We start from the raw sequence: 24,030 nt of genomic DNA on the forward strand, positions 1-24,030 counted from the left end.
CCGATGCCCTCTCGCTTCACGCTGGCCAATGCCATTCGCGCTCTTTCGATGGATGCCGTGCAGGCCGCCAATTCCGGCCACCCCGGCGCGCCGATGGGTATGGCCGATATTGCCGAAGTGCTGTGGAACGACCATCTCAAGCACAACCCCGACAACCCGACCTGGCCCGACCGAGACCGTTTCGTGCTCTCCAATGGGCATGGTTCGATGCTGTTGTATTCGCTTTTACACCTCAGCGGCTACGACCTGGCCATCGATGACATCAAGCAGTTTCGCCAGCTCCATTCGCGCACGCCGGGTCATCCCGAGCTCGGCTACACGCCTGGGGTCGAGACCACCACCGGCCCGCTGGGTCAGGGGCTGGCCAACGCCGTGGGCTTGGCGCTGGCCGAACGCACCCTGGCCGCGCAATACAATCGCTACGGGCATGACATCGTCGATCACCGCACCTGGTGCTTCGTCGGCGATGGCTGCCTGATGGAAGGCATCAGCCACGAGGCCTGCTCGCTGGCAGGAACGCAGGGGCTCGGCAAGCTGACCGTCATCTACGACGACAACGGCATCTCCATCGACGGCGAGGTCGCGGGCTGGTTCACCGATGACACTGCCAAGCGCTTCGAGGCCTACAACTGGCAGGTCATCGCCGACGTTGACGGGCATGACCCCGCCGCCATCGAAGACGCCATCAACGCCGCCACGCAAGACGACCAGCACCCGACCTTGATCATCTGCAAGACGGTCATCGGCTTCGGCGCGCCCAACAAACAGGGCACCGGCGCCTGTCATGGTGCCGCTCTGGGCGAGGATGAAGTCGCCGCCGCGCGCCAGCGTCTCGAGTGGTCACACCCGCCGTTCCACGTCCCCGACGAGGTTTACGCGGGCTGGAACGCCGACGCGGCCGGCCAGCAAGCCGAGGCCGCGTGGCACCAACGCTTCGCGCGCTACGCCGAGGCGTATCCCGAGCTTGCCGCAGAGCTCGAGCGCCGCTGGCGTGGCGAGCTGCCGGGCGACCTGGGCGGCAGCGCCCTGATCGAAGACGCCCAGCACGCCTGCGATACGCTGGCCTCGCGCAAGGCCTCGCTCGGCGTGCTCAACCACCTGGGACCACGCCTGCCGGAACTGCTGGGCGGCAGCGCCGACCTCGCGCCATCGAATCTGACGATCTGGGAGGGCGCACGCGCCATCTCGGCCCAGGCGCCCGACGGCAACTACCTGCATTACGGGGTCCGCGAGTTCGCCATGGGCGCCATCATGAACGGCATCAGCATGCACGGCGGCTTCATACCCTACGGGGCCACCTTCCTGACGTTCATGGAATACATGCACAACGCCGTGCGCATGGCCGCCATTGCGCGGCGCCAAGTGATCTTCGTCTATACCCATGACTCGATCGGTCTGGGCGAAGACGGCCCCACGCATCAACCCATCGAGCAACTCAACGCCTTGCGCATCACGCCGAACCTGGCGACCTGGCGGCCCTGCGACGCCACCGAAACCAGCGTGGCCTGGCTGGCGGCGCTCAAGCGTCAGGACGGCCCCACGGCTTTGGTGTTCTCTCGCCAGGGGCTTCCCGGGCAAGCACGCGATGTCGCCCAGCTCGCCGCTATCGAACGTGGTGGCTACGTGCTCAACGATTGCGAGGGCACGCCCGAGTTGATCCTCATCGCCACCGGCTCGGAAGTCGGTCTGGCCATGGAAGCGGCTGCCCGGCTCAACGACCAGGGACGGCAGGTCCGCGTCGTCTCGATGCCCTGCGCCAGCGCATTCGATGCCCAAGACGCCGATTACCAGGAGGCGGTGCTGCCACCCACGGTGACACGCCGGCTCGCCATCGAAGCTTCGCATCCCGACTATTGGCGCAAGTACGTCGGCCCTCGCGGCAGCGTGATCGGCATGACCGGCTATGGCGAATCGGGCAAGGCCGAGGACCTGTTCCGCCACTTCGGCTTCACCGTCGAGAACGTGCTCGACCAGGCGCGCACCTTGCTCGACTGACCCGCCCGGCGACATGGCCGCCAAGGTCATGTCGCCATTTGCAGGGCCCGACGACATACAACGGGGACGGGCTCTCACACCGCCACTCTCCTTAAGGTTTGGCCGTCTCCCGCTGGTCGACCAGCTCGCAGCCGGTGGCTTCACGAATCTCCTCGATCGTGACATCGGGCGCCAGTTCGACCAGCGCCAGCCCTTCGTCGGTGACGTCCATCACACCGAGATCGGTGATGATGCGATCGACCACCCCGACACCGGTCAAGGGCAGGTTGCATGCTTTCAGGATCTTGTGCGCGCCCTTCGCGGTATGGCTCATCAGCACCACCACGCGCTGCACACCGGCGACCAGGTCCATGGCGCCCCCCATGCCCTTGACCATCTTGCCGGGGATCATCCAGTTGGCGAGGTCTCCCTGCTCGGAGACCTGCATGGCGCCCAGAATCGCCAGGTTGATCTTGCCACCGCGGATCATCGCGAACGACTCCGCGTTGTCGAAGTAGCTCGAGCCGGGCAGGGCGGTGACCGTCTGCTTGCCGGCGTTGATCAGGTCGGGGTCGACGGTTTCCTCGGTGGGGAAGGGACCAATGCCGAGCAGCCCGTTCTCCGACTGCAGCCACACGTCCATGCCGTCGGGAATGTAGTTCGCGACCAGCGTGGGCTGGCCAATGCCCAGGTTGACGTAGAAGCCGTCCCGCAGCTCGCCGGCGGCGCATTGCGCCATCTGCTCCTTGTTCCAGGGCATCTCAGTTTCCCTCCCTGAGCATGCGTTTCTCGATGCGTTTTTCCGGTGTCGGATTATGCACGATGCGGTGCACGAAGATGCCCGGCAGGTGGACGTCGTCAGGGTCGATGGCGCCGGTCTCGACGATCTCCTCGACCTCGGCCACACAGATCCTGCCGGCCATGGCGGCCATCGGATTGAAGTTGCGCGCGGTCTTGTTGAAACGCAGATTGCCCGCCTTGTCGGCAACCCGGGCCTTGACCAGCGCCACATCGACCGGCAGGCCGCGCTCCATGACGTAATGTTCGCCGTCGAATTCGCGAACTTCCTTGCCTTCGGCAATCCTGGTGCCGTAGCCGGTCTTGGTGAAGAAGGCAGCGATGCCGGCGCCGCCCGCGCGCAGGCGCTCGGCCAGGGTACCCTGGGGGCAGAACTCCAGCTCGAGCTCGCCGGAGAGATACTGGCGCTCGAACTCCTTGTTCTCGCCCACATAGGAGGAGAGCATCTTGCGGATCTGGCGCGACTCCAGCAGCAAGCCGAGGCCGAAATCGTCCACGCCAGCGTTGTTGCTGGCTACCGTCAGGTCTTTCTTGCCGGTGTCACGCAGGGCAACGATCAGCGCTTCGGGGATGCCGCACAGGCCGAAGCCGCCGACGGCGAGCGTCATGCCATCCTCGATCAGGCCGTCGAGCGCGGCCGAGGCCGACGTATAGTGTTTATCCATTGCAGAACTCTCGTTGCATGGCGCCCTCATGGCACACGTCATCCAACCGCAGATAGAGTTCCTCGCCCCGAATGGCGACCTCCACCGCGGTGAGATGCTGCCCCTGACACGGTCCCGACACGCAAAGCCCGTCTTCCGGTCGAAACAGGGCACCGTGACCGAAACAGGCAATATGCCGGCCGTCGCCACTCATGAATCGGTCCTTCTTCCAGGCCATGCGTGCCCCCGACACGTGGGGGCACGCATTCCGATAGGCCACCACGGTGGCCTCTCCCGTCCGGACCACGAACAGGCTGTCCCGTCCCTCACCGTGCGGATCGAACCCCTTCGATTCACCCACGGGGATCTCATCCAGCCTGGCGAGACGCTGCCAGCGTAGTGCCATCGACTCAGTTCTCCTTGCCTGGCGGCGGGCCTCCCATCGGGGCCCATTTGGGCGTGCTCTGGAACAGGAACAGCTGGGACGTCTCGGCATTGGAGGGAGCTTCGCGCGCCGTCCAGCGCTCGTCGTGCTTGTCCATGTCGGCGTCGTACTCGACATGCACGCCCATCGGCGAGTTGAAGTACCAGAACCAGTTGGAGCCGAACTTGTGCTTGCCCGGCCCCCAGAAGCTCTCGTAACCCTTGTTGATCATGCGGGTGCCGGCCAGCATCAGCTCCGAGGGGCCCTGCATGTGGAACGCTATATGCTCCAGCCCCTGCATGTAGTCCGGTGTCTGCAGCAGGAACAGCACATGGTGATCGTCGTTGGCCTGGGGACGCAGGAAGGGACCGGTGTTGGTGAAATGATCGGTGACCACGAAGCCCAGCCGGTCGATGTAGAAACGCTGCATGCGCGCCATGTCCGGGGTAAAGTACACCACGTGTGACAGCGTCCTCGGCAACGCCGGCGCCTTCTCGTCGGCACCGACTTGGTTGGCGCCCCGCCCCGGCGCCGCGCCTGGCGAGTTGATCCGTTCGGGCGGCAGGTCGAGCGGGCGCCTTACCGTGACCTGGAAAGCGATCTCGAAACCCACGTCGTCCCGGCAACCGATTCCGCCCCCCGTCAGGGCACGCACCTCGCGGTCCTGCGAGAGCTCCTCGGCGATGGCATCCAGCGCCGCCTGGTCCTCCACGCCCCACACCGTCTGGCGCAGGCTATTGGCGGTCGGCAGCGGAGCGGGCAGCCCTTCCGCCTCTCGATGATGAATGCGGATGGCGGTGCCATCCAGCGCGGCGAAACGCAGGCTGCCATCCGCTTGCCGCTGTTCCTCCAGTCCGAAATCCACCAGAAAGGTTCTCGACGCTTCGACATCGTCGACGCCAAACACGACCTCGTCGGGTCCCATGATTCGCATAGCTGCCTCGTCGGCTGAGTTGTTGATGTTATGGGATGCCGCGCATCCACTGTCTCGATGAGGTAACGCTAAGAGGAATACCGACGTGTGAAAAATGGTTCCGCGTGATTAGACCAATGGATCATGTGAATGAATGGCCGGCACTCCACTCATTCATGGTATCCATGAGTTCATTCATGAGATCCATTTCACAGAGCCTCGCCAAACGAGGCATAAATGATTCATATAACTAAGACAACGATGTCCGTGACACGCCATGCATTTCAATAAGCTAGATCTCAACCTGCTAGTGGCGCTCGACCACATGCTGACGCTCAAGTCGGTAAGCCGAGCCGCCGAGCACATGAATCTGACCCAGTCAGCGATGTCGAACGCCCTCACCCGGCTGCGAAGCTACTTCGATGACCCCTTGCTGGTTCAGGTCGGTCGGCGGATGGAACTGACGCCTCGCGCGCAAGCCATTAAACACTCAGTGCGCGATATCCTGGTGCGGATCGAGGCGACCGTCGCTACCGACCTCACCTTCGACCCCAGCCAGTCGACGCGCGACTTCCGCATCATCCTGTCGGATTTCACCATGTCCACGCTGATGCCGAAGGTGCTCGAGCTAGCCGACAGGGAGTCGTCCCGCATCCGCTTCCAGCTTCTTCCTCAAATCGAGTCACCTTATCAAGCCATCGAAAAAGGTGATGCCGATGTACTCGTTGCCCCAGGTCCACTCACGTCTTCCGAGCATCCCAGCGAACACCTGTTCAGCGAAGAGTACGTCTGCATCACCTGCGCCAGCAGCCATCATCATGGCAGGTCCATGACTCAGGAACGCTACGTCGAGGCGCGCCATGTACAGATGGTGCCGACGAGAGGCGGGGCGACCTTCGAGCAACAATGGCTGGAGCACTTAGGGGTCCAGCGTGATGTCGCCCTGACCAGTTATACATTTACGTCGCTTCCTCATCTCATCATCGGGAGTGAACGTATCGCCACCATTCACAAGCACCTGGCACTGCACTACCAGTCGCTACTTGCCATCGATATTCACCCGCTCCCCTTCGACATTCCGCTACTGGAGGAGCGCATTCAATGGCATGCCTATCGCGACCAGGATCCCGGCATTCGCTGGCTGACGAACCTCATGCACAGTGCGGCCTCCACCATGGAGTAAGTGGCCTATCACTGGTGTAAATATCAGAGATGGGACGCCTCAATTTTTCTCCTGAATACTGTCTTATTAGTCTCGCCGTAGGAGGTAGTTGATATGACAAAACAAAAGATTCTTGTGGTGGGTGGCGGTATAGGAGGGCTGACTGTTGCCATTGCACTGCGCCGCCAAGGCTTTCCCGTAATTCTGATAGAAAAGTCCCCCCATTGGCCCGCCAGCGGGGTAGGTATCATTCAACAATTCAATGTCCTGCGTGCCATGCAAGCGCTAGATGTTCTCGAGGATTATCTGGCGCAATCCTATGGCTTCGATACCACGCAAGGCTTCGGGCCGCAGGGAGATCCGCTGTTTGCCTTTACGGCCCCTCGCCTGGCGGGGGAACACCTGCCGTCGAACGTGGGCATCCGGCGCACCTCGCTGCAGAACATCCTGGCCGGCAAGGCCCGCGAACTGGGGACCGACATCCGCCTGGGGACCGTCGTCGAACACTGGGAAGACACCGGGGACGCGGTCGAGGTGCGCCTGAGCGATGGCAGCCGCGAGGCCTTTCATCTGATGGTGGGGGCCGACGGCATCTTCTCGCAGACTCGCCAGACGCTGTTCCCGCAGGCACCGCAGCCGCGCTATACCGGCCAATGGGTATGGCGTTACAACATGCCGCGCCCCGCGGACGTGACCGGCATCCAGCTCTTCTATGGCCGTGTCAATGGTGGTCTTACGCCGCTCTCCGACGACCTGATGTATCTCTTCATGCTCAGCGAAGAGCCCGACGACTTCCGGCTCGAACGTGAAAGAGCCTGTGCCATGATGCATGAACGTGCCATCCATGCGGCACCGCAGATCCGAAAGCTGATGGACAACGTGACCGAAAGTGCCGAGGTCGTCGCCAAGCCCCTCGAGGTAGTTTTTCTGGAAGACGAATGGCACCGGGGCCGGGTGGTGTTGCTGGGCGATGCCATCCACGCCTCGACCCCCCATCTCGCCCAGGGCGCCGGCATGGCGATCGAGGACGCCCTGGTGCTGGCCGAGGAACTGGCCAGCGGCGACGCCCTGGACCCTTTGCTTCGCCGCTACCGAGAACGGCGCATCGAACGCTGCCGCTTCGTCAACCACAACTCGCTGGCGATCGGCGACATGCAGATGGGCAAACGCCGCGACGTCGATCCCGCCGCGATCAATGACCAGTGCGTAAAGCTGATGGCAGAGCCGCTCTGAGTCCACTCACTCTTCATCAAGGAACCGTTTCGTATGGCACTGTTCGACTATTTTCCCAATTACGTATGGAACCTCTCCGTCGCCATCGCCATGGAGAGCGGCGCCAAGCTCGGCGAGATCATGGATATGTGTCAACCGCTTCTCGAGGCCTCCGCAGAAGGCGAAGACATCGGCACCCAGGCCTTCATGCAGGCCTGGGTGCGCAAGGCCGACCAGTTGGTGTCACTGGCAGACGAGGACAGCGCCTCAGGGCGCGGTTTCTCGGCCAGTGACAAGCTGCATCGCGCCTCGCTGTATTATCTGATCGCCGAGCGCATGCAAGCCCAGGGATCCGAGAACCGTCTGGCAACCTTCCATAAGGGGCGCAAGACCTTCGACGATGGCGCACGGCTGGGCACGTTGAACGTGGCGAGACACGAAATTCCTTATGGCGACAAGCGGATCGCCGCTCTCTTCAGTCAAGCCCAGGGCGTCGAAGGCCCCGCTCCGGCCGTGGTCTTTCTCAACGGGCTGGATAGCTGCAAGGAACTGCTGTGGTGGTCGCGCCTACCGGAGGAGCTCGCGCGTCGCGGCATCAGCTGCCTATGCGTGGATCAGCCGGGCACCGGAGAGAGTCTGCGCCTGCAAGGTCTGCCCGCTACCTGGCAAGCCGAACAGTGGGGGACACCGGTCTACGAATGGCTCGCGGCCCAGCCCGGGGTCGACGCCGACCGCATCGGTATCACCGGCATCTCCCTGGGCGGCTACTATGCCCCCCGTATCTGCGCCATGGAACCGCGTTTTGCCTCGGGGGCGGTATGGGGCGCCAACCACAACTGGGCGGAAGTACAGCGAAGACGGCTGCAGCGCGAGGGAGAAAACCCGGTTCCCCACTACTGGAACCACGTCCAGTGGGTCTTCGGCGCCAGCGACCGCGACGATTTCTTCCGCCGCGCCGCAGGCATGACACTGGACGGTGTCATGGAACTCATCAAAGTACCCTTCCTGGTGACCCACGGCGCCAAGGATCGCCAGATCAGCCTCGACTACGCCCATCAATCGTATGATCAATTAATTAATTCCCCACGCCGTGAGTTGAAGATATTTACGGAAAGAGAAGGCGGTGTAGAGCATGTCGGCGCGGATAACATGAGCTTCGGAAGACACTATATTGCCGACTGGTTTGCCGAAACACTGGGCGGCTGGACCGCCTGAAAGCCAACCCCTTCTACCTTGGTAGAAGGGGTTTTATCGTTTATCTAAAACATATTTATCGCGTCAATAATTGGCATCGGGGAAAGTGTTTTTTCAACGTATATCGTGGGTCTTAATGTATTGAATAGCCATTCGTTGCACGCCTTTCAATGTCCTCGGAATGGTGCATAAACCCCAAAAAGCATCTCGAATATCATTTCGATACAATAACGACAGAGAGCTCACGATGTTCAAGACAATCAACCTCACGGGGATCACCGCGATCTCCCTTCTCATCGCGCATCCGGCCCTGGCCCTGACACCATCTTCGCCCGCTCATGAGGCCAACCAGCCGCCGCTCCCCAAGCTCTCCCAGGGGGCACGCTCACTGATCAACCTCGGCGACGCCGGACTCCTGCAGCCCTTCTTCTCCAACGACAAGTTTGGTCAGGCACAGTCGCGGATGGGGGCGGCACGCTATGCCTACGGTGCCAAGGACAACAACCCGGCACTCGATGATTTCCGGGAAGACCACGATGTTGTGATCACTCCTCTCAATGCAATGATCGAGCTCCCCGCCTCTTCCGGGGCCAGCTTTCTGCGCCTCAACGGGGGATACACGAACGGAAGCTCCGAGCCTCATGCGCTGGACCTGGAGGATGAGCTCTATCAGGGCACCATCGAGTTTCTGCACTTGCCCAACGAGAATGTCATGTGGGGTGTCGGGCTGGTCGCCAACAATTTCGAAAGTAAGGACCAGATCAGTGGCACCGAAGTCATCCGCGATAGCCGCGGCCTACGTCTCGATTATCTGCAAAAATTCAACGACCACTGGGGCATCGCCACACGCGGGATGTACCTGTGGGGGGAAACCGAGAACCGCGTCTATGACATTCCGACCCCCTATGGGCCCGCCGACCTCCGCAAGAAGCAGGATGACGATCGCTACTACCTGCAAGCCGATCTGGTCGGTTCCTGGCTGGGAGACGAAACCAGTTGGCTACCGGACGGCACGCTGGCCCACCCGCGCTTGGGCGTGCTCTATCACCACAGCGATCTGGGCCGCACGACCCCTCGCCTAGGCAATACGGAGCTGCCGGAGGTCACCGGGGTCAACGGCGCCAACGAGGACTTCGGACTGGCCTGGGCACACTTCACGCTGCAGCGAGCACCGCACCAGACGCTCGGTTTGCAATGGCTGCCCAGCGCCACGATCGGTATCGAACAGGAATACGCAAACTCACTCGACGAATTCAACGACGAGTCCACCTACGCCGTGATCGGTGCAGGCATCACCGCAACGATGTACGGACAAAGTATTTTTGCCGACTACAAGCGCTACCAAGGCGTAAACGGCGACAAGATCGACAACGTCTTCGTCACCGGAGTCACGCTCTCGTTCTGAGGTGACGCCTTGCCGACCGCCATGGCGGAGTCGGCGATTCGGGAACGCCAGCCTATCTACGGAGATCATCATGCTCACACAAGGAAAAACCCTCATCGACCTGGCGGTGAGTCTCACCGCCGGCATCGCCTCGGACCCACCCGGCCTGGGGCCACAGATCGACTATATCGATCATGACCAGGGCGCGCGTGACTTCGAGGAGATCTTCGGCATCGGGGTCGATCAGCAACTCGAGGGCAAGGGCGCCGCCGTCGAACGCTGCGTGATGAGCACCCACGCCGGCACCCACATGGATGCCCCCTGGCACTACCACCCCACCATGGACGGCGGCAAACCGGCGATGACCATCGACGAGGTGCCGCTGGAGTGGTGTATCGGTCCCGGCGTCAAGCTCGACTTCCGGAAATTTCCCGACGGGCACCGGGTGAGCGCCGCTGAGGTCGCTGCCGAATTGGAACGTATCGGTCACGAGCTGAGCCCTGGCGACATCGTGCTGGTCAACACCCGGGCCGGCGAACGCTATGGCCAGGATGACTACGTGGCCTCGGGGTGCGGTTTCGGCCGCGAAGCCACGCTCTATCTGACCCAACGTGGCGTGAAGATTGCCGGCACGGACGCCTGGAGCTGGGATCCGCCCCTGGCCAGTCAGGTGGCGCGCGTGCGCGAAACCGGCGATGCGTCGCTGTTCTGGGAAGGCCACAAGGCGGGGGCGGAAACCGTGTTCTGCCACATGGAGAAGCTGGGCAACCTCCATCGGCTGCCCGCCACCGGCTTCGAGGTCATGTGTCTGCCGGTGAAGATCGCCCGCGCCTCGGCCGGCTGGTGTCGGCCGGTGGCGTTGGTACCCACCCAACCAAGGAGTGAGTGATGCGCTTCGCAACGTTTGCCAATGGTCATCCCGACGGCCGCCTGCATCTGGTCTGCCGCCACAACGCCCTGACGGTGGCAACGGAAGCCGCCTCGACGCTGCAGGAGGCCCTGGAGCGCTGGGAGGAAGTCGCGCCACGCCTGGAGGCGCAATACCACCGACTCAATGAAGGCTGTCTGAAAGATGCCCGGCCGTTCGAGCCCACCGAAGCCATGGCGCCGCTACCCAGGGCCTGGCAGTGGCTGGATGGGTCGGCCTTCGACAGTCACGGCGAACTGATGGAGCAGGTCTTCAAGCTGGAGGCACGCCATGCGCTGGGACGGCCGCTGATGTATCAGGGCATCTCCGATCGCTTCCAGTCACCGGCCGAGCCCAGCGTCTTCCCGTCGGTGCAGGACAACATCGACTTCGAGGGCGAGTTTGCGGTGATCACCGGGGCGGTGGGGATGTCCGCCGATGCCGAGGCCGGCATGGAGGCGATCCGCCTGATCGTTCAGGTCAACGACTGGAGCCTGCGCTACCTGGGGCCGATCGAGATGAAGAGCGGGTTCGGCATGCTCCAGTGCAAGCCGCGCTGCTCGATGGCACCGGTTGCCGTGACACCCGATGAACTGGGCGCCAGCTGGCGGGAAGGACGCGTCGCGCTGGATTTGAGGCTCTCCCTCAACGATGACCCGTTTGGGCACCCCAACGGCGCTGCCATGGCAGTGGGCTTCCACGAGCTGATCGCTCATGCGGCTTACTCCCGCGACCTGCCGGCGGGCACGGTGATCGGTTCGGGCACCGTGTCGAATACCGGTTTTCGCCAGGTGGGCTCCGCCTGCATTGCCGAACGTCGCGCAGTGGAAATCTTAGACTTGGGTGAAGCGCGCACGCCTTTCCTGCAGCCCGGCGACCAGGTCTGCATGGAAGCGCGCCAAGCCGATGACACGCCGCTGTTCGGTGCCATTCGCCAACAAGTGGTGGTTCGTCAGTAAATCCGAGGAGCACAGGCATGACAACGACAAGACAAACCGACGAGAAGGCCATGGAGCACGAACTGAAACACACGATTATAAAGGAGGCATCGATCGCCGCCGTGGTCAGCGCCCTGATCAGCGCCGCCTTCGTGTTCGCGCTGTTCGGTGACGGCCGTTCGGCGCCGCTGTGGGGAGCCGGCGGTGCCGCCGTCGACTTCCTGCCGCAGACCTTCATGCTGTCGTTGATGAGCGCCCTGATACCGGCGCTGACCATGCGCCGCAAGTTGGCGCACGGGAAGCTGGAAGCCGTGGCCGGCAAGACTTGGCGGTTGCCGCGTCACCCGCTCGTGCGCAGCTTGCTGATTGCCTTGCTGGCGACCCTGGCGGGTAGTCCCTGCGGTACCGTTCTTTTATGGGCCATTGCCGGGCCCAACATCGACTTTGCCGTGTTGCTGGTGGCCAAGATGGGCTACGGCGCGCTGGTCGCCACGCTTGTGGCGCACGTCAGCATCAGGACCACTCTCGCTCAGGCGAGAGACTAAAACGTATGCCCAAACGCGCCTGTGCGGCACAAGCCGGTGCAGGTTGAAGCAAGAGCTCGGAATGCACTCAGGGGCGCCGCGACTCAATGGGTTGCCGGCGCCCCCCTTGATTCTCGTCACGGTCATCGCAAGAAAGAGGGGTGAGGCCAGCAGGAACGGCTACCTCAGGAAGACTCGTCACCGACGACCCCGTTAAGGAGGATGACATGAGCCGCAAGACCCTCACCGCCGTCAATCCCGCCAACGACCAAGTACTCGGCGAGCACGAGATGCTCGACGATGCCCAGTTGGCCGAAAAGCTCGACCAAGCCCGCGCAGGCTATGCCGAATTCCGCCATTTGCCGGTGGCCGACCGCCAACACCGGCTGACGGCATTGGCCGACTTGATCGATAAGCATCAGCGCGAAATGGCCGAGATCATTGCTCACGAGATGGGCAAGCCCTTTCATCAGGGCATAGCCGAGACGCAGATTTCCTCGGCCATCGTCCGCTTCTACGCCGACAACCTGGACTCACTGCTCAAACCCCAGCCACGGCAGGTGGAAGGCGCTCAAAAGGCCGAAATCGTTCACGACCCGATGGGGGCCGTGCTCGGTGTGATGCCGTGGAACTATCCGCTTTACCAGGTGGTTCGCTTCGCCGCGCCCAACTTGGCGGGCGGTAACGTCTGCCTGCTCAAGCATGCCTCCAACGTGCCGGGCTGCGCCAAGTTCATCACCAAACTGTTCCATGATGCGGGCTTCAAGGAAGGCACCTTCACCTGGCTGCCGATTGGCTCCGACAAGGTCGAGGGCATCATCCACGACCCACTGGTGTGCGGTGTCACGCTCACCGGCAGTGAAGATGCCGGCCGTGCCGTGGCCAAGATCGCCGGCGAGGCCATCAAGCCCAGCGTGCTCGAGCTCGGCGGTATCGACCCGCTGATCGTGCTCGACGATGCCGATGTCGACAAGGCGGTGGAGCTGGCCGTGAATGGTCGCTTCGACAATACCGGGCAGAGCTGCGCGGCGTCCAAGCGTTTGATCGTGGAGCGCCCGATGCTTGAGCGTTTCACGGAGCGCCTTATCGACCGTGTACAGAACATGGGCATTGGCGATCCCATGGACGGCGACACCGAGGTCGGCCCCATGTCGCGCAAGGACCTGCGTGACGACCTGCACGACCAGGTACAGCGCGCCATCAAGCACGGTGCGCAACTCGAAACCGGTGGTGAAGTCCTCGACCGTCCCGGTGCCTGGTATGCCCCAACCGTGCTGACCAACGTCGCGCCCGGCAATCCGGCCTTCGACGAAGAGCTGTTCGGCCCGGTGGCATCGGTCATCGTCGCCGACGACGCCGAGCACGCCATCGAGTTGGCCAATAACTGCCGTTATGGCCTGGGCGGAACCGTGGTCGGCCAAGACGTGAAGCGCGCCGAACAGGTCGCGCGTCGCCTCGAAGTCGGCATGAGCTTCGTCAACCGCCCCACCACGCCCTTTGCCGAGCTGCCATTCGGTGGCGTCAAGGAAAGCGGTTACGGTCGCGAGCAGAGCGAATACGGCTTCGGCGCCTTCCTCAACGTGCGCACGGTCTACATCGCTGAATAAGCGAGCCGGCAATGCACCAACGCAAGCGCCCCGCCCAAACATTTGGGCGGGGCGCTTCGTCGTTCGGCGTCCGCGATGTGCCCTTACCGGTATGGCCGACCCTATCGCGAATCCTTGGATCAGGGCTTAGATATAAGGCGTGGATGTCTGTGATTGAAAGCCGCGATACGCGCTCTCGGTCATCATTTCCAGCACATGGCCTGCATACTTGCCAAAACGCTTGAGCAGAGTCGGTCGTGCAGTCGAAATCGTCATGGATAACGTGCCTGTGTCGGTGGATACACACGCATTATACCTTAGTCTTTAGACTTTGGTCTAATCGATGCAACGCACGGCCAACTCCTCAGGCTAAAAATTGTAATTGATGAACCCACCCGCGTAGGCCTGGGTCGCATCACCGATGGTGTCGACGATGGGGCTATCCTTGGCATCACCGGTCAGGCGCGACATACCGACCACGCCGGTGATGGACCATGTCGGCGTGAGATAGTAGCTAGCACTGGCATCCGCCCCCACCTTGAAGTAGCCCTCGTTCGGTGAATACGCATTCAACCCCGAACGCTGGCTTTCACGCGCCGAGATGCCGAACATGTCCTCGGCCCATGACTCGCTTCCATAGGCGACGCTTGGACCCAGCGAAACGGAAAGCCGCTCGGTCAAGCGCGATCGCCAATGTGCCTTGGCGCTGGCGTGATACCCATCCATGTCTCCGCTCAGCGGCGTTTCCACGGACGCGCTGTACTGCCAATGCCCCTCGGTGTATTCGGCCCGCAGCCCTGCCGTGACGCCACCGTCGACCTTGTCCAGTCGATGCAGGTCGTCCTCGTCGTCACGCCCGAAGGTGTAACCGAGAAACGGCGACACCCGCCAGCCATCCCGGTTGATGACGTTCCAGCCCACGCCATCGCGCGCGTTGATATACAGGCTATCGCCATAGGTCAGGTCGACCGATGGCCATACGGACGCCTCGTAGTCGTCGCTTCCCAGATAATCGGGGGCGTAGATCGCCCCCGCCCCCAGACTCCCTTGCCAGCCGCTGTCCTGTGCCTGGCTGGGCATTGCTACCGCCAGCATCGGTAGCGTCACGGCCAACGCCGCGTATCGATATCCTGCCTGCATGTCGACCGACTCCCTGGATTCATTGCATGACCACCGGCTGGCCGCCCACCACGTCGCAGGCACGCACACCCGGCCCTTTACATACAATATCGTAGGTATTGCTGCCACGCCAGCCGGCCGCTTGCAGTGGGAAGCAGACCGCGCTGACGTACGTGACCACTTGCGTCTACAATAGCCATCGTTTCTTATTTCCGCTCAAGCGGTAGCTGGCACAGTAGCCAAGGAGCGCCGCAGTGACAGGATGGATTTACTGGCTGGACCTGGCGGGCGTGATCGTCTTTGCGCTCTCGGGCGTGATCATTGCCTGCCGCTCGCGAATGGATCCGTTCGGCATGCTGGTACTCGCCGCGATGACGGGCATCGGCGGCGGTACCCTGCGCGATCTGTTACTGGGCATTCGCCCGGTGTTCTGGGTCACCGATCCCACCTATCTATGGGTGATCATCATCACCGTCGTGTCATCGATCATCGGCTTTCATTACATTCACCGGTTATCACGCACCGTCTTGCCCGTACTCGATGCCTTCGGACTCGCCATCTTCACCATCATCGGCGCTCACAAGGCATTGGCGCTGGGCCATGGAGGTACCGTCGCTGTCTTGATGGGTCTCCTCACCGGTGTCGCGGGTGGCATGCTCCGGGATGTACTCGCCCGGCGAGTCCCCATGGTGCTGCGCCAGGAAATCTATGCGACTGCCTCCATCGCAGGCGCCACGACATACGTCATCCTGTACACGCACCCTATCCACCCCTACGCCACTATCGCGCTGCCTATCCTGGTAATCCTGACACTGCGTCTCAGCGCCATCTACTGGCGCCTCTCCTTGCCGGTATTCGCCTGGATCACCTCGCCAGCCGCGCCCTCATCTGGCAGCCTTAAATCTCAAAGTGCTATGCACAACGCAGCACCGTCATCGAACGAGATAGAAAAGACGCCACGCTCTAAAGCCCGCGTGCGAATGCTGTCGCCCAAACGGCGGCGTCGATAGCCATTGCCATGTAATTATTAGCACGCTACATTGTTGCCATCATTCGCTTCAGGAAGGTTTCAATGGCATCCCCTAAGCTGTTCTCGCCGCTCACGCTCGGCCGGCTCGAATTGCCCAATCGCATCGTCATTTCCCCGATGTGCCAATACTCCGCCGACGAAAACGGCAGCATGACAGACTGGCACAAGATTCATCTGGGACATCTCGCTCTCTCCGGGGCAGGACTATTGATCGTCGAGGCCTCCGCCGTCGCGCCGGAAGGACGCATCACCTCTGGCGACGTGGGGCTCTATTCGGACGACAACGAGCAGGCGATGGCACGTGTACTCGAGTCCGTTCGTGCCTACTCGCCGATACCGATCGGCATCCAGTTGGGCCACGCCGGACGCAAGGCCTCTTGCCAGGCGCCTTGGGAAGGCGGTGCCCAGCTTAGTCTGGAAGAGGGTGGCTGGCAGACCGTGGCGCCTTCCGCCGTGGCGTATCAGGACGGGCAGCGTCCGCCACAGGCGATGAGCCTGGATGATATCGAGCAGCTCAAGGCGAACTTCGTCGCTTCGGCCAAGCGTGCCGAGCGTCTCGGTTTCGAACTGATCGAACTGCACGCAGCGCATGGCTATCTGCTGCACGAGTTCTTGTCGCCGCTTTCGAACCAGCGCGATGACGAGTACGGCGGCAGTCTGGAAAACCGCATGCGGATCGTGCTGGAGATCTTCGATGCCGTGCGCGCGGTCTTCCCGGACGACAAGCCTGTGGGTATCCGTATCTCCGGAAGCGATTGGGTCGCAGGCGGCTGGGATCTGGAGCAAAGCGTCGAGTTGGCCAAGGCTCTCGACGCCCGCGGCTGCAGCTTCATCGACTGCTCCGGTGGTGGCCTGGACCCACGCCAGACCTTGAACGTCGGCCCCAACTATCAGGTACCGTTCGCTCGCCGCATGAAGCAGGAAGTCGCCATGCCGGTGATTGCGGTCGGCCTGATCACCGAACCGGAACAGGCAGAGGGCATCGTCTTCGGTGGCGAAGCAGACGCCGTCGCGCTGGCCCGCGGCATGCTCTACGATCCGCGCTGGCCGTGGCACGCCGCCGCCAAGCTCGGCGCGACCGTACATGCCCCGAAGCAGTATTTGCGCAGCCAGCCGCATACGCTCAAAAAGCTATTCGGCTAACGTGACATTCAAGCGTCGTCGACGTTTTTCATCTTCTGCAACAAGCGTATGAGTCTATGGATTCATACGCACCACCGGCTTGATGGTCTTGCCGGACTTGGAATCCGCGAAGGCCTCTTCCAGAGCGTCGAACTCGTAAAACGTCACCAGCTTGTCGAACGGGAACTGCCCCTGGCGGTAGTAGTCGATGAGCTGGGGGATGAACACCTTGGGCACCGAGTCGCCCTCGATCACGCCCAGCATGGTCTTGCCTTCCGCCATCAGGTCATTGTGCACGTCCAGCGTGACCTCCGGCGTCACCCCCACGATGGCCAGCTGGCCCAGGGGACGCAGTGCATGCAGCCCCTGGCGCACGACCTGCGGCACACCGGTTGTCTCGACACCATAGTGCGCCCCCGCGCCGGTCACCGCACGAATCTCTTCCACCACGTCTACCTGGCGGCCATTGAAGACGTGCGTGGCCCCCAGCTCCTTGGCGAGCGACAAGCGATTGTCGTGCACGTCGACGGCGATGATCCGTGCGCAGCCGGCAATACGGGCCGCCATGACGGCGCTCAACCCCACCGCGCCGCAGCCATAGACCACCAGGCTGCTGCCGAACGCCGGCTTGAGGCGATTGAGAACCGTGCCGCTCCCGGTCTGAACGCCGCAGCCCAATGGGGCCAGCAAGCCCAGGTCGAGATCCGGGTCCACCTTGACCGCGTTGCGCTCATGCACCACCGCATGGGACCCGAACGACGACTGACCGAAGAAGGTGGACACCGCTTCGTCGCCTCGATGCAGGTAACAGGCCCCGTTCTCGGCACGCCCGCCGAAATTCAACTCGTTCATGCGCATGCAGACGGTAGGATGGCCGGTCAGGCAATGCTCGCATGCGCCGCAATGGGCAAACGACAGCACGACATGGTCCCCCGGCGCGAACGCCGTGACCTCGCTCCCCACGGCTTCCACCACCCCGGCGCCCTCGTGCCCCAGCACGACGGGGAACGGCGTCAGTTCCAGGTCCCGCGCGACGGCGTCCGTGTGGCACACCCCGGTGGCCACGATGCGCAGGCGCAACTCGTTGGCCCCCGGCTCGGTCAAGGTCAGGGTCTCCACCGAGAAGGGCCCGCCCTTGTCTCGCGTCACAGCCGCTTTGATTTGCATGGAAAGCTCCTCACGACGTTGCGGTGAATGTCCCCGGACCATGCCTCGGCCCGGGGATCGCTTCCGCCTAAAGATTAGAACGGATACTGGCGCGGTTCATGCTGCAGCGTGATCCAGTGCTCCGTGGTGAACTCATCGATCGCCCAGTCGCCGTTGAAGCGGCCCAGGCCGGAGTTCTTCTCGCCGCCGAACGGCGCATGCGGCTCGTCGTTGACGGGGATGTCGTTGACATGGGTCATGCCCGCCTTGATGCCCTGCGCGAAACGCACGCCGCGTTCCAGGTTGCGCGTGAAGACCGCGCTCGACAGACCGAACTCGGTGCGGTTGGCCAGCTCCAGCGCATGCGCTTCGTCACGCGCGGATTGAATCCCCACCAGCGGCCCGAATATCTCCTCGTCGGCCAGCTCCATGTCCGCCGTGACATCGCCGAACACGTGCGGCGGCAAGACATTGCCCTCGGGGTCGCCTCCGGTCAGCAAGGTGGCGCCCTCGGCATGCGCCTTGGCGATCTTGGTCTGAAGCCCCTCGAGCTGCTTGGCGTTGATGATCGGCCCCACGGCGGTCTCGGGGTCGGCGGGGTCGCCCAGACGCAATGCCTTGACGCGTTCGACGAAGCGGGCGGTGAAGGCGTCACGCAGCGGCTCTTCGACGATGATGCGATTGATCGCCATGCAGATCTGGCCCTGATGGAGGAACTTGCCGACCACCGCCGCATCGACCGCCTGCTCCACATCGGCATCCGCCAGCACCACGAAGGGGCTATTGCCGCCGAGTTCCAGGGCGACGTGCTTGAGATGCTTGCCACCGCTGGCCAGGCGGCCGATATTCAGCCCCACGGGGGTGGAGCCGGTGAAGGTGATCAACGAAGGCACGGGGTGCTCGACGAAGGCATCGCCGATCTCGGAACCGGCACCGACGACGACACTCAACACGCCCGGTGGCAGCCCTGCCTCTTCGAAGATGCGTGCCAGCAGCAGCCCGCCGGTCACCGGTGTGTCGCTGGCCGGCTTGATGACCACCGCGTTGCCCAGCGCCAGCGCCGGCGACACCGAACGAGCGCTCAGGTTGAGCGGGAAATTCCACGGGCTGATCACGCCCACCACGCCCAGCGGCGCCCGATAGACGCGACTTTCCTTGCCGGGAATGTCAGACGGCAGGATGCGGCCGTGGGCCCGGGTCGGCATGCTCGCCGCTTCCTGGGTGATCGCCCGTGCCGCGCTCCACTCGATCTGCGCCTTGATCCGCGTACTGCCCGACTCGCGAATGATCCAGTCGATGATCTCGTCACGGCGCTCGTCGAAGATCGCCACCGCGCGCCGCATGACATCGCCACGCGCGTTCGGTCCCAGTGCCGCCCATGCGGCCTGAGCCGACTGCGCATGGCGGTAGGCATCGTCCAGGTCATGGCGGTCGGCCATCGCCAGATCGAGCAGCGTTTCCCCGGAATATGGATTGGTCACGCTCAGGCGGCGCTCGGCACGTCCCTGGCGCCAGCCTCCCGCGATCGGCTGGGCATCCTGACCGGCAAACAGCGGTGCTTGTGTCATGTGTCTCACCTCAATCGTCATGCGAAGACGCGCCTCGTCGGGCCGCGTCGTGGTCATGCGAGCCTAGTCGGACAATTAATACGCAGACTAATAGTAATGATCAATCAACTTGATACCCCGCGGCGACCCCATGGCCTAGGACTCCAGGGGCTCGTAGGGCAAGCCGACATAGTTCTCGGCGATGGTCGTCAGGCCTGCCTCGGAGCCTGTGACATAGTCCAGCTCGGCTTGCTGCATGCGGGCGCCGAAATCCTCGTCCTCGGAAAACTTGTGGAGGATCGAGGTCATCCACCAGGAAAACCGCTCGGCCTTCCAGACACGCTTGAGACAGGTCTGCGAATAACGCGGCACCAGGTCGGTGCGGCCCTCGTGATAGACCTTGACCATCAGGCGGTAGAGCGTGTTGACGTCGCTGGCCGCCAGGTTGAGCCCCTTCGCCCCCGTCGGTGGCACGATGTGCGCGGCATCGCCGACCAGAAACAAACGGCCATACTGCATCGGCTCGGCCACGAAGCTGCGCAACGGCGCGATGCTCTTCTCGAGCGAGGGACCGGTCACCAGATTGGCCGCGACGTCCTCGGGCAGGCGGCGCTTGAGTTCCTCCCAGAAGCGCGCATCGGACCAGTCCTCGACCTTCTCCTCCAATGGCACCTGCACGTAATAGCGGCTGCGGGTCTGGGAGCGCATGCTGCACAAGGCGAAGCCCCGCTCGTGGCGCGCATAGATCAACTCGTCGGAGACCGGCGGCGTGTCGGAGAGCAGCCCCAGCCAGCCGAAGGGGTAGACCCGCTCGAACGTCTTCAGCCGGTCGCCGGGAATCGACTGGCGCGAGACGCCATGATAGCCGTCGCAGCCGGCGACGTAGTCGCAGTCGAGCCGCTGCGTTTCGCCATTGTGCTCGAAGGTGATGTACGGGGCGTCGGTTTCCAGATCGTGGGGCTGCACATTGTCCACTTCATAGAGCGTCTGGCCGCCCTCGGCGGCGCGTGCCTCCATCAGGTCGCGGGTCACCTCGGTCTGCCCGTAGACCATGACCTGCTTGCCGCCAGTCAACGCCGCAAGGTCGATGCGCACCCGACGATTATCGAAGGCCAGCTCGACGCCGTCGTGCGGCAGGCCCTCGACATCCATGCGGCGGTCGACACCGGCTTCGCGCAGCAGATCGACCATGCCCTGCTCCAGCACGCCGGCACGGATGCGGCTCAAGACATATTCGCCGCTGCGACGCTCGAGGATGACGTTGTCGATCCCCGCGCGTTGCAGCAGCTGCCCCAGCAACAGCCCGGAGGGGCCGGCACCGATGATCGCGACTTGGGTTTTCATGGCAATCTCCTCTTATTCGGGTCTGGCAGCACGGCCAGTCATCGAGTTGCATTTTTCACCGATGAAAACCCGCGAATAAGACAAAATCCCCGCATGAATTTATACTTTTCCAAGATCCGGCCATAACTTTGGTCGAAGACTCGACTTTCGTCGCACAGGAGATTGCCATGTCGGCATCGCCCAAGCGCGCCATTCCCGTCTTTCAGCTGTATGGCGAAACGCACCAATGGCCGACCCCCGACCTGCTGCACTGCGAGTCCATCGCCGAGCGCAGCCGACTGCACGATTGGCACATACGGCCGCACCGCCACGCCGATCTCGTGCATGTGCTGCATATCGCGCACGGCGACGTGAACCTGACCTTCGAGGAGGGTGCGCAGCGCGTCCAAGGGCCTCTGCTGATCGTCGTCCCCTCGATGACGGTGCATGCATTTCGCTTCTCGCACGATGTCGATGGACACATCATCACCCTGGCGATGCCGCTGGCGACCCACATAGCCGATACGCTGCATCCCCAGGGAAAGATCCTGGCACGCGCAGCGTTTTATCCGCTTGCCGACCAGCCGGAACGCGCGCCCATCGCCACGCTCGTCGACCAGCTCGATGCCGAGTACCGCCAGCCCGCCGAAGGGCGCGACGCCTTGCTCGACGCCTTGCTCAACAGCTTGCTGGTGCTCGCCTCACGGCGCGCGACCCGACGCCAGGCACGTCCCGCGTCACGCCATCATGAACGCGGCGAAGCGCATCTGGCCCGCTTTCAACAACTCATCGAAGCCCACTACCATCAGCAGCCCAGTATCCCCGAGTTCGCCGAGCGTCTGGGCATCAGCAGCGCGCACCTCAGCGCGATCTGCCAACGCCTCGCCGGCCGCAGCGCCCAGCAGCTGCTGCACGAGCGTGTGCTTCTCGAGGCCAAGCGCCACCTGACCTATACCAACATGACCATCGGCCAGGTCGCCGAACGGCTCGGCTTCAAGGAACCGGCCTATTTCACGCGCTTCTTCAAACGCCATGTCGGCTGTTCGCCGAAGGAATTCCGCCAGCGTCAGGCATGAGGCTGGCGACAGCGGCCCCGCGACCGCTTTGGATCCAAAGACCTCATGTCGCGTTCGGCGCTTGCCCCACGCCGCCCAGCCCGAACAGCGTGCCGTACCGCAGCCCGATGTAGGCATGCTCGCGCATCAGCATCTCCGCCCGGGCTCCCTCGCCGCGCGATAGCGCCTGGAACACGAGCTGGTGCTGGGCATGCGCCATGCGCAGCTTGCCGTATTCGCGATCCAACGCCGCGTCGTCGATGACGATCGAGTCGGCCGACGCGAAGGGCAGGTGGTCGTTACGTGCGATCGCGTCGTGGATGACGCGACTGCCGGTGGCACCGACGATGGCACGGTGAAATTCCTGGTTGAGGGTGGCCCAGACCTCGATATCCGCCTTGGCCAGATACCCCTTTTCCAGCAGCGCCTCGCCCCGCGACAAGCAGTCTCGTAGCTGCGCGCCAACTTCCTCGGTCACGCCCTGTTCGGCCAGACGGCGCGCTGCCAGCCCCTCCAGGGCCCCGCGCACCTCCACCGCACAGAGCACATCCTCTTCGGAGAACTGACGCACCACATAGCCGCGGGTGCCGGTCTTCTGTAGCAGCCCCTCTTGCTCGAGCGTCCGGAAGGCCAAACGCACAGGCATGCGAGAGACCTGAAGCCGCTCGGCGACATGCAATTCCTTGAGCCGTTCACCGGGGGCGTAAACCCCTTCACTGATGAGCTTGCGCAAACTGGCGATGACATTGAGGCGACCATTTTTGTCCGATTTTTCCGGCATCTACGCGATCCTATCGACGCTTTCATTTTTGGATCCAACTAAAGGCTAACTTGACGCCAGGAGCCCTTAAAATCTTTACTTTGGATCCAAAGAACAATAAACCCTATCCATAATGAGGAGGTTACCATGTTCCCCAAGAACACTTGGTACGTGGCCTGCACGCCGGACGAGATCGAAGAAAAACCGCTCGGCCGCACGGTCTGCAACGAACAAATCGTCTTTTTCCGTGCCGAGGGCGGTCAGGTCGCCGCCGTCGAAGACTTCTGCCCTCATCGCGGCGCCCCCTTGTCGCTAGGCTTCGTGCGTGACGGCCAGCTGGTATGCGGTTACCACGGTCTGGAGATGGGTTGCGAAGGCAAATGCACCAGCATGCCGGGCCAGCGCGTACGCGGCTTCCCCAGCATTCATGCCTATCCGGTCGTCGAGCGGCATGGCTTCATCTGGGTCTGGCCCGGCGATGCCGAGCAGGCCGACCCGGACCAGATCCCCGAGCTGCACTGGGCCAACGACCCCGAGTGGGCCTATGGCGGCGGGCTTTATCACATCAACTGCGATTATCGCCTGATGATCGACAACCTCATGGACCTGACCCATGAGACCTACGTGCATGCATCCAGCATCGGCCAGCCCGAAATTGAAGAATCCGCGCCGGAAACCAAGGTCAACGGCGACGAAGTGCTGACCATTCGGCACATGGAAAACATCACCGCGCCGCCGTTCTGGCAAGCCGCATTACGTGGCAACAACCTCGCCGACGACGTGCCCGTGGACCGCTGGCAGATCTGCCGCTTCACCCCGCCCAGTCACATCCTGATCGACGTGGGGGTCGCGCACGCCGGCAAGGGCGGCTACGACGCGCCGGCCGATGCCAAGGCGTCGAGCATCGTGGTGGACTTCATCACACCGGAAACCGACACCTCGATCTGGTACTTCTGGGGCATGGCGCGCAACTTCAATCCGCAGGACGAGGCGTTGACCGAGAAGATTCGCGAAGGCCAGGGACAGATCTTCGCCGAAGACCTGGAAATGCTCGAGTCCCAGCAACGCAACCTGATCCGCTATCCCGATCGCCGTCTACTGATGCTCAACATCGACGGCGGCGGCGTTCAGGCACGTCGGGTCATCGACCGCATCCTCAAGGCGGAAGCAGAAAACGCGCAGCCGCAGCAGGCCGCCACCGCCAGTTGATGGATCTTGCACAACGAAGGATCGGCGCGCGCCGATCCTTTCCCGGTTCGCCGTTCCCC

23 protein-coding genes are annotated in these 24,030 nt (G+C 62.8%); 13 read left to right on the forward strand and 10 right to left on the reverse strand.

The features are described from left to right. The first annotated feature begins 3 nt into the window (after positions 1-3). Positions 4-1,995 carry a transketolase gene (gene tkt / locus C8E00_RS09585; RefSeq protein WP_133697286.1) on the forward strand — a complete coding sequence of 664 codons (1,992 nt, stop codon included), beginning with the start codon at positions 4-6 and terminating at the stop codon, positions 1,993-1,995. Between the two features lie 91 nt (positions 1,996-2,086). Here the strand turns inward: tkt and C8E00_RS09590 are convergent, their stop codons facing one another. Genes C8E00_RS09590 through C8E00_RS09605 form a run of 4 tightly spaced genes read right to left on the reverse strand, consistent with a single transcriptional unit; the run spans position 2,087 to position 4,774 of the window. Continuing rightward, positions 2,087-2,734, reverse strand: coding sequence for a CoA transferase subunit B (locus C8E00_RS09590; RefSeq protein ID WP_133697287.1), 648 nt, complete (start codon positions 2,732-2,734; stop codon positions 2,087-2,089). Between the two features lies 1 nt (position 2,735). Further along, a complete protein-coding gene (locus C8E00_RS09595) occupies positions 2,736-3,437 on the reverse strand; it encodes a CoA transferase subunit A (RefSeq protein WP_133697288.1) in 702 nt (233 codons plus the stop codon). Continuing rightward, positions 3,430-3,822 (reverse strand): Rieske (2Fe-2S) protein, encoded by a 393-nt coding sequence (locus C8E00_RS09600; protein ID WP_133697289.1) that lies wholly within the window; start codon positions 3,820-3,822, stop codon positions 3,430-3,432. The genes C8E00_RS09595 and C8E00_RS09600 overlap by 8 nt, the downstream gene beginning before the upstream one ends. Positions 3,823-3,826: 4 nt before the next feature. Continuing rightward, positions 3,827-4,774 (reverse strand): VOC family protein, encoded by a 948-nt coding sequence (locus C8E00_RS09605; protein ID WP_133697290.1) that lies wholly within the window; start codon positions 4,772-4,774, stop codon positions 3,827-3,829. 256 nt (positions 4,775-5,030) lie between these two features. Between C8E00_RS09605 and C8E00_RS09610 the strand changes: the two genes are divergently transcribed. The 8 genes from C8E00_RS09610 to C8E00_RS09645 all read left to right on the forward strand — a co-directional run bounded on the left by C8E00_RS09610 (position 5,031) and on the right by C8E00_RS09645 (position 13,681). Continuing rightward, positions 5,031-5,936 (forward strand): LysR family transcriptional regulator, encoded by a 906-nt coding sequence (locus C8E00_RS09610; RefSeq protein ID WP_133697291.1) that lies wholly within the window; start codon positions 5,031-5,033, stop codon positions 5,934-5,936. Positions 5,937-6,029: 93 nt separating this feature from the next. Then, positions 6,030-7,148, forward strand: coding sequence for an FAD-dependent monooxygenase (locus C8E00_RS09615; protein ID WP_133697292.1), 1,119 nt, complete (start codon positions 6,030-6,032; stop codon positions 7,146-7,148). Positions 7,149-7,181: 33 nt separating this feature from the next. Then, positions 7,182-8,342, forward strand: coding sequence for an alpha/beta hydrolase family protein (locus C8E00_RS09620; RefSeq protein WP_133697293.1), 1,161 nt, complete (start codon positions 7,182-7,184; stop codon positions 8,340-8,342). Positions 8,343-8,568: 226 nt separating this feature from the next. Further along, on the forward strand, positions 8,569-9,726 hold the full coding sequence (locus C8E00_RS09625; protein WP_133697294.1) for a hypothetical protein: 1,158 nt from the start codon (positions 8,569-8,571) through the stop codon (positions 9,724-9,726). A gap of 70 nt (positions 9,727-9,796) precedes the next feature. Continuing rightward, positions 9,797-10,594 carry a cyclase family protein gene (locus tag C8E00_RS09630; protein WP_133697295.1) on the forward strand — a complete coding sequence of 266 codons (798 nt, stop codon included), beginning with the start codon at positions 9,797-9,799 and terminating at the stop codon, positions 10,592-10,594. Further along, positions 10,594-11,571, forward strand: coding sequence for a fumarylacetoacetate hydrolase family protein (locus tag C8E00_RS09635; protein ID WP_133697296.1), 978 nt, complete (start codon positions 10,594-10,596; stop codon positions 11,569-11,571). Before C8E00_RS09630 ends, C8E00_RS09635 begins: the two co-directional genes overlap by 1 nt. Positions 11,572-11,588: 17 nt before the next feature. After that, positions 11,589-12,095, forward strand: coding sequence for a hypothetical protein (locus C8E00_RS09640; RefSeq protein ID WP_133697297.1), 507 nt, complete (start codon positions 11,589-11,591; stop codon positions 12,093-12,095). Positions 12,096-12,301: 206 nt separating this feature from the next. Continuing rightward, positions 12,302-13,681 (forward strand): NAD-dependent succinate-semialdehyde dehydrogenase, encoded by a 1,380-nt coding sequence (locus C8E00_RS09645; RefSeq protein WP_133697298.1) that lies wholly within the window; start codon positions 12,302-12,304, stop codon positions 13,679-13,681. A 126-nt stretch (positions 13,682-13,807) separates the two neighbouring features. On the opposite strand, the gene C8E00_RS16815 is transcribed toward C8E00_RS09645, so the two are convergent. Together C8E00_RS16815 and C8E00_RS09650 are read right to left on the reverse strand one after the other, a co-directional pair. After that, on the reverse strand, positions 13,808-13,936 hold the full coding sequence (locus tag C8E00_RS16815) for a hypothetical protein (RefSeq protein WP_279586114.1): 129 nt from the start codon (positions 13,934-13,936) through the stop codon (positions 13,808-13,810). Positions 13,937-14,029: 93 nt separating this feature from the next. Continuing rightward, positions 14,030-14,800 (reverse strand): MipA/OmpV family protein, encoded by a 771-nt coding sequence (locus C8E00_RS09650; RefSeq protein ID WP_133697299.1) that lies wholly within the window; start codon positions 14,798-14,800, stop codon positions 14,030-14,032. Positions 14,801-15,033: 233 nt separating this feature from the next. Between C8E00_RS09650 and C8E00_RS09655 the strand changes: the two genes are divergently transcribed. Then, a complete protein-coding gene (locus C8E00_RS09655) occupies positions 15,034-15,789 on the forward strand; it encodes a trimeric intracellular cation channel family protein (protein ID WP_133697300.1) in 756 nt (251 codons plus the stop codon). A 62-nt stretch (positions 15,790-15,851) separates the two neighbouring features. Beyond that, a complete protein-coding gene (locus C8E00_RS09660) occupies positions 15,852-16,952 on the forward strand; it encodes an NADH:flavin oxidoreductase/NADH oxidase (protein ID WP_133697301.1) in 1,101 nt (366 codons plus the stop codon). Positions 16,953-17,006: 54 nt separating this feature from the next. Here C8E00_RS09660 and C8E00_RS09665 read toward each other — a convergent pair whose 3' ends face one another. The 3 genes from C8E00_RS09665 to pobA all read right to left on the reverse strand — a co-directional run bounded on the left by C8E00_RS09665 (position 17,007) and on the right by pobA (position 20,968). Further along, the gene (locus C8E00_RS09665; protein WP_133697302.1) at positions 17,007-18,098 is read right to left on the reverse strand and encodes an NAD(P)-dependent alcohol dehydrogenase; all 1,092 of its coding nucleotides are present in this window, start codon (positions 18,096-18,098) and stop codon (positions 17,007-17,009) included. A gap of 74 nt (positions 18,099-18,172) precedes the next feature. Continuing rightward, the gene (locus tag C8E00_RS09670; protein ID WP_133697303.1) at positions 18,173-19,645 is read right to left on the reverse strand and encodes an aldehyde dehydrogenase family protein; all 1,473 of its coding nucleotides are present in this window, start codon (positions 19,643-19,645) and stop codon (positions 18,173-18,175) included. 135 nt (positions 19,646-19,780) lie between these two features. Further along, positions 19,781-20,968, reverse strand: coding sequence for a 4-hydroxybenzoate 3-monooxygenase (pobA, locus tag C8E00_RS09675; RefSeq protein WP_133697304.1), 1,188 nt, complete (start codon positions 20,966-20,968; stop codon positions 19,781-19,783). A 167-nt stretch (positions 20,969-21,135) separates the two neighbouring features. Between pobA and C8E00_RS09680 the strand changes: the two genes are divergently transcribed. Then, positions 21,136-22,023 carry a helix-turn-helix domain-containing protein gene (locus C8E00_RS09680; protein WP_133697305.1) on the forward strand — a complete coding sequence of 296 codons (888 nt, stop codon included), beginning with the start codon at positions 21,136-21,138 and terminating at the stop codon, positions 22,021-22,023. 43 nt (positions 22,024-22,066) lie between these two features. Here C8E00_RS09680 and C8E00_RS09685 read toward each other — a convergent pair whose 3' ends face one another. Continuing rightward, positions 22,067-22,783 (reverse strand): GntR family transcriptional regulator, encoded by a 717-nt coding sequence (locus tag C8E00_RS09685; RefSeq protein ID WP_133697306.1) that lies wholly within the window; start codon positions 22,781-22,783, stop codon positions 22,067-22,069. 126 nt (positions 22,784-22,909) lie between these two features. On the opposite strand from C8E00_RS09685, the gene C8E00_RS09690 reads away from it, so the two are divergent. Then, positions 22,910-23,971: an aromatic ring-hydroxylating dioxygenase subunit alpha gene (locus tag C8E00_RS09690; RefSeq protein WP_133697307.1), complete on the forward strand. Its 1,062-nt coding sequence runs from the start codon at positions 22,910-22,912 to the stop codon at positions 23,969-23,971. Positions 23,972-24,030 lie beyond the last annotated feature (59 nt).

Origin of the sequence: Chromohalobacter marismortui (genome assembly GCF_004364315.1) — a bacterium.
Lineage (GTDB): Bacteria > Pseudomonadota > Gammaproteobacteria > Pseudomonadales > Halomonadaceae > Chromohalobacter > Chromohalobacter marismortui.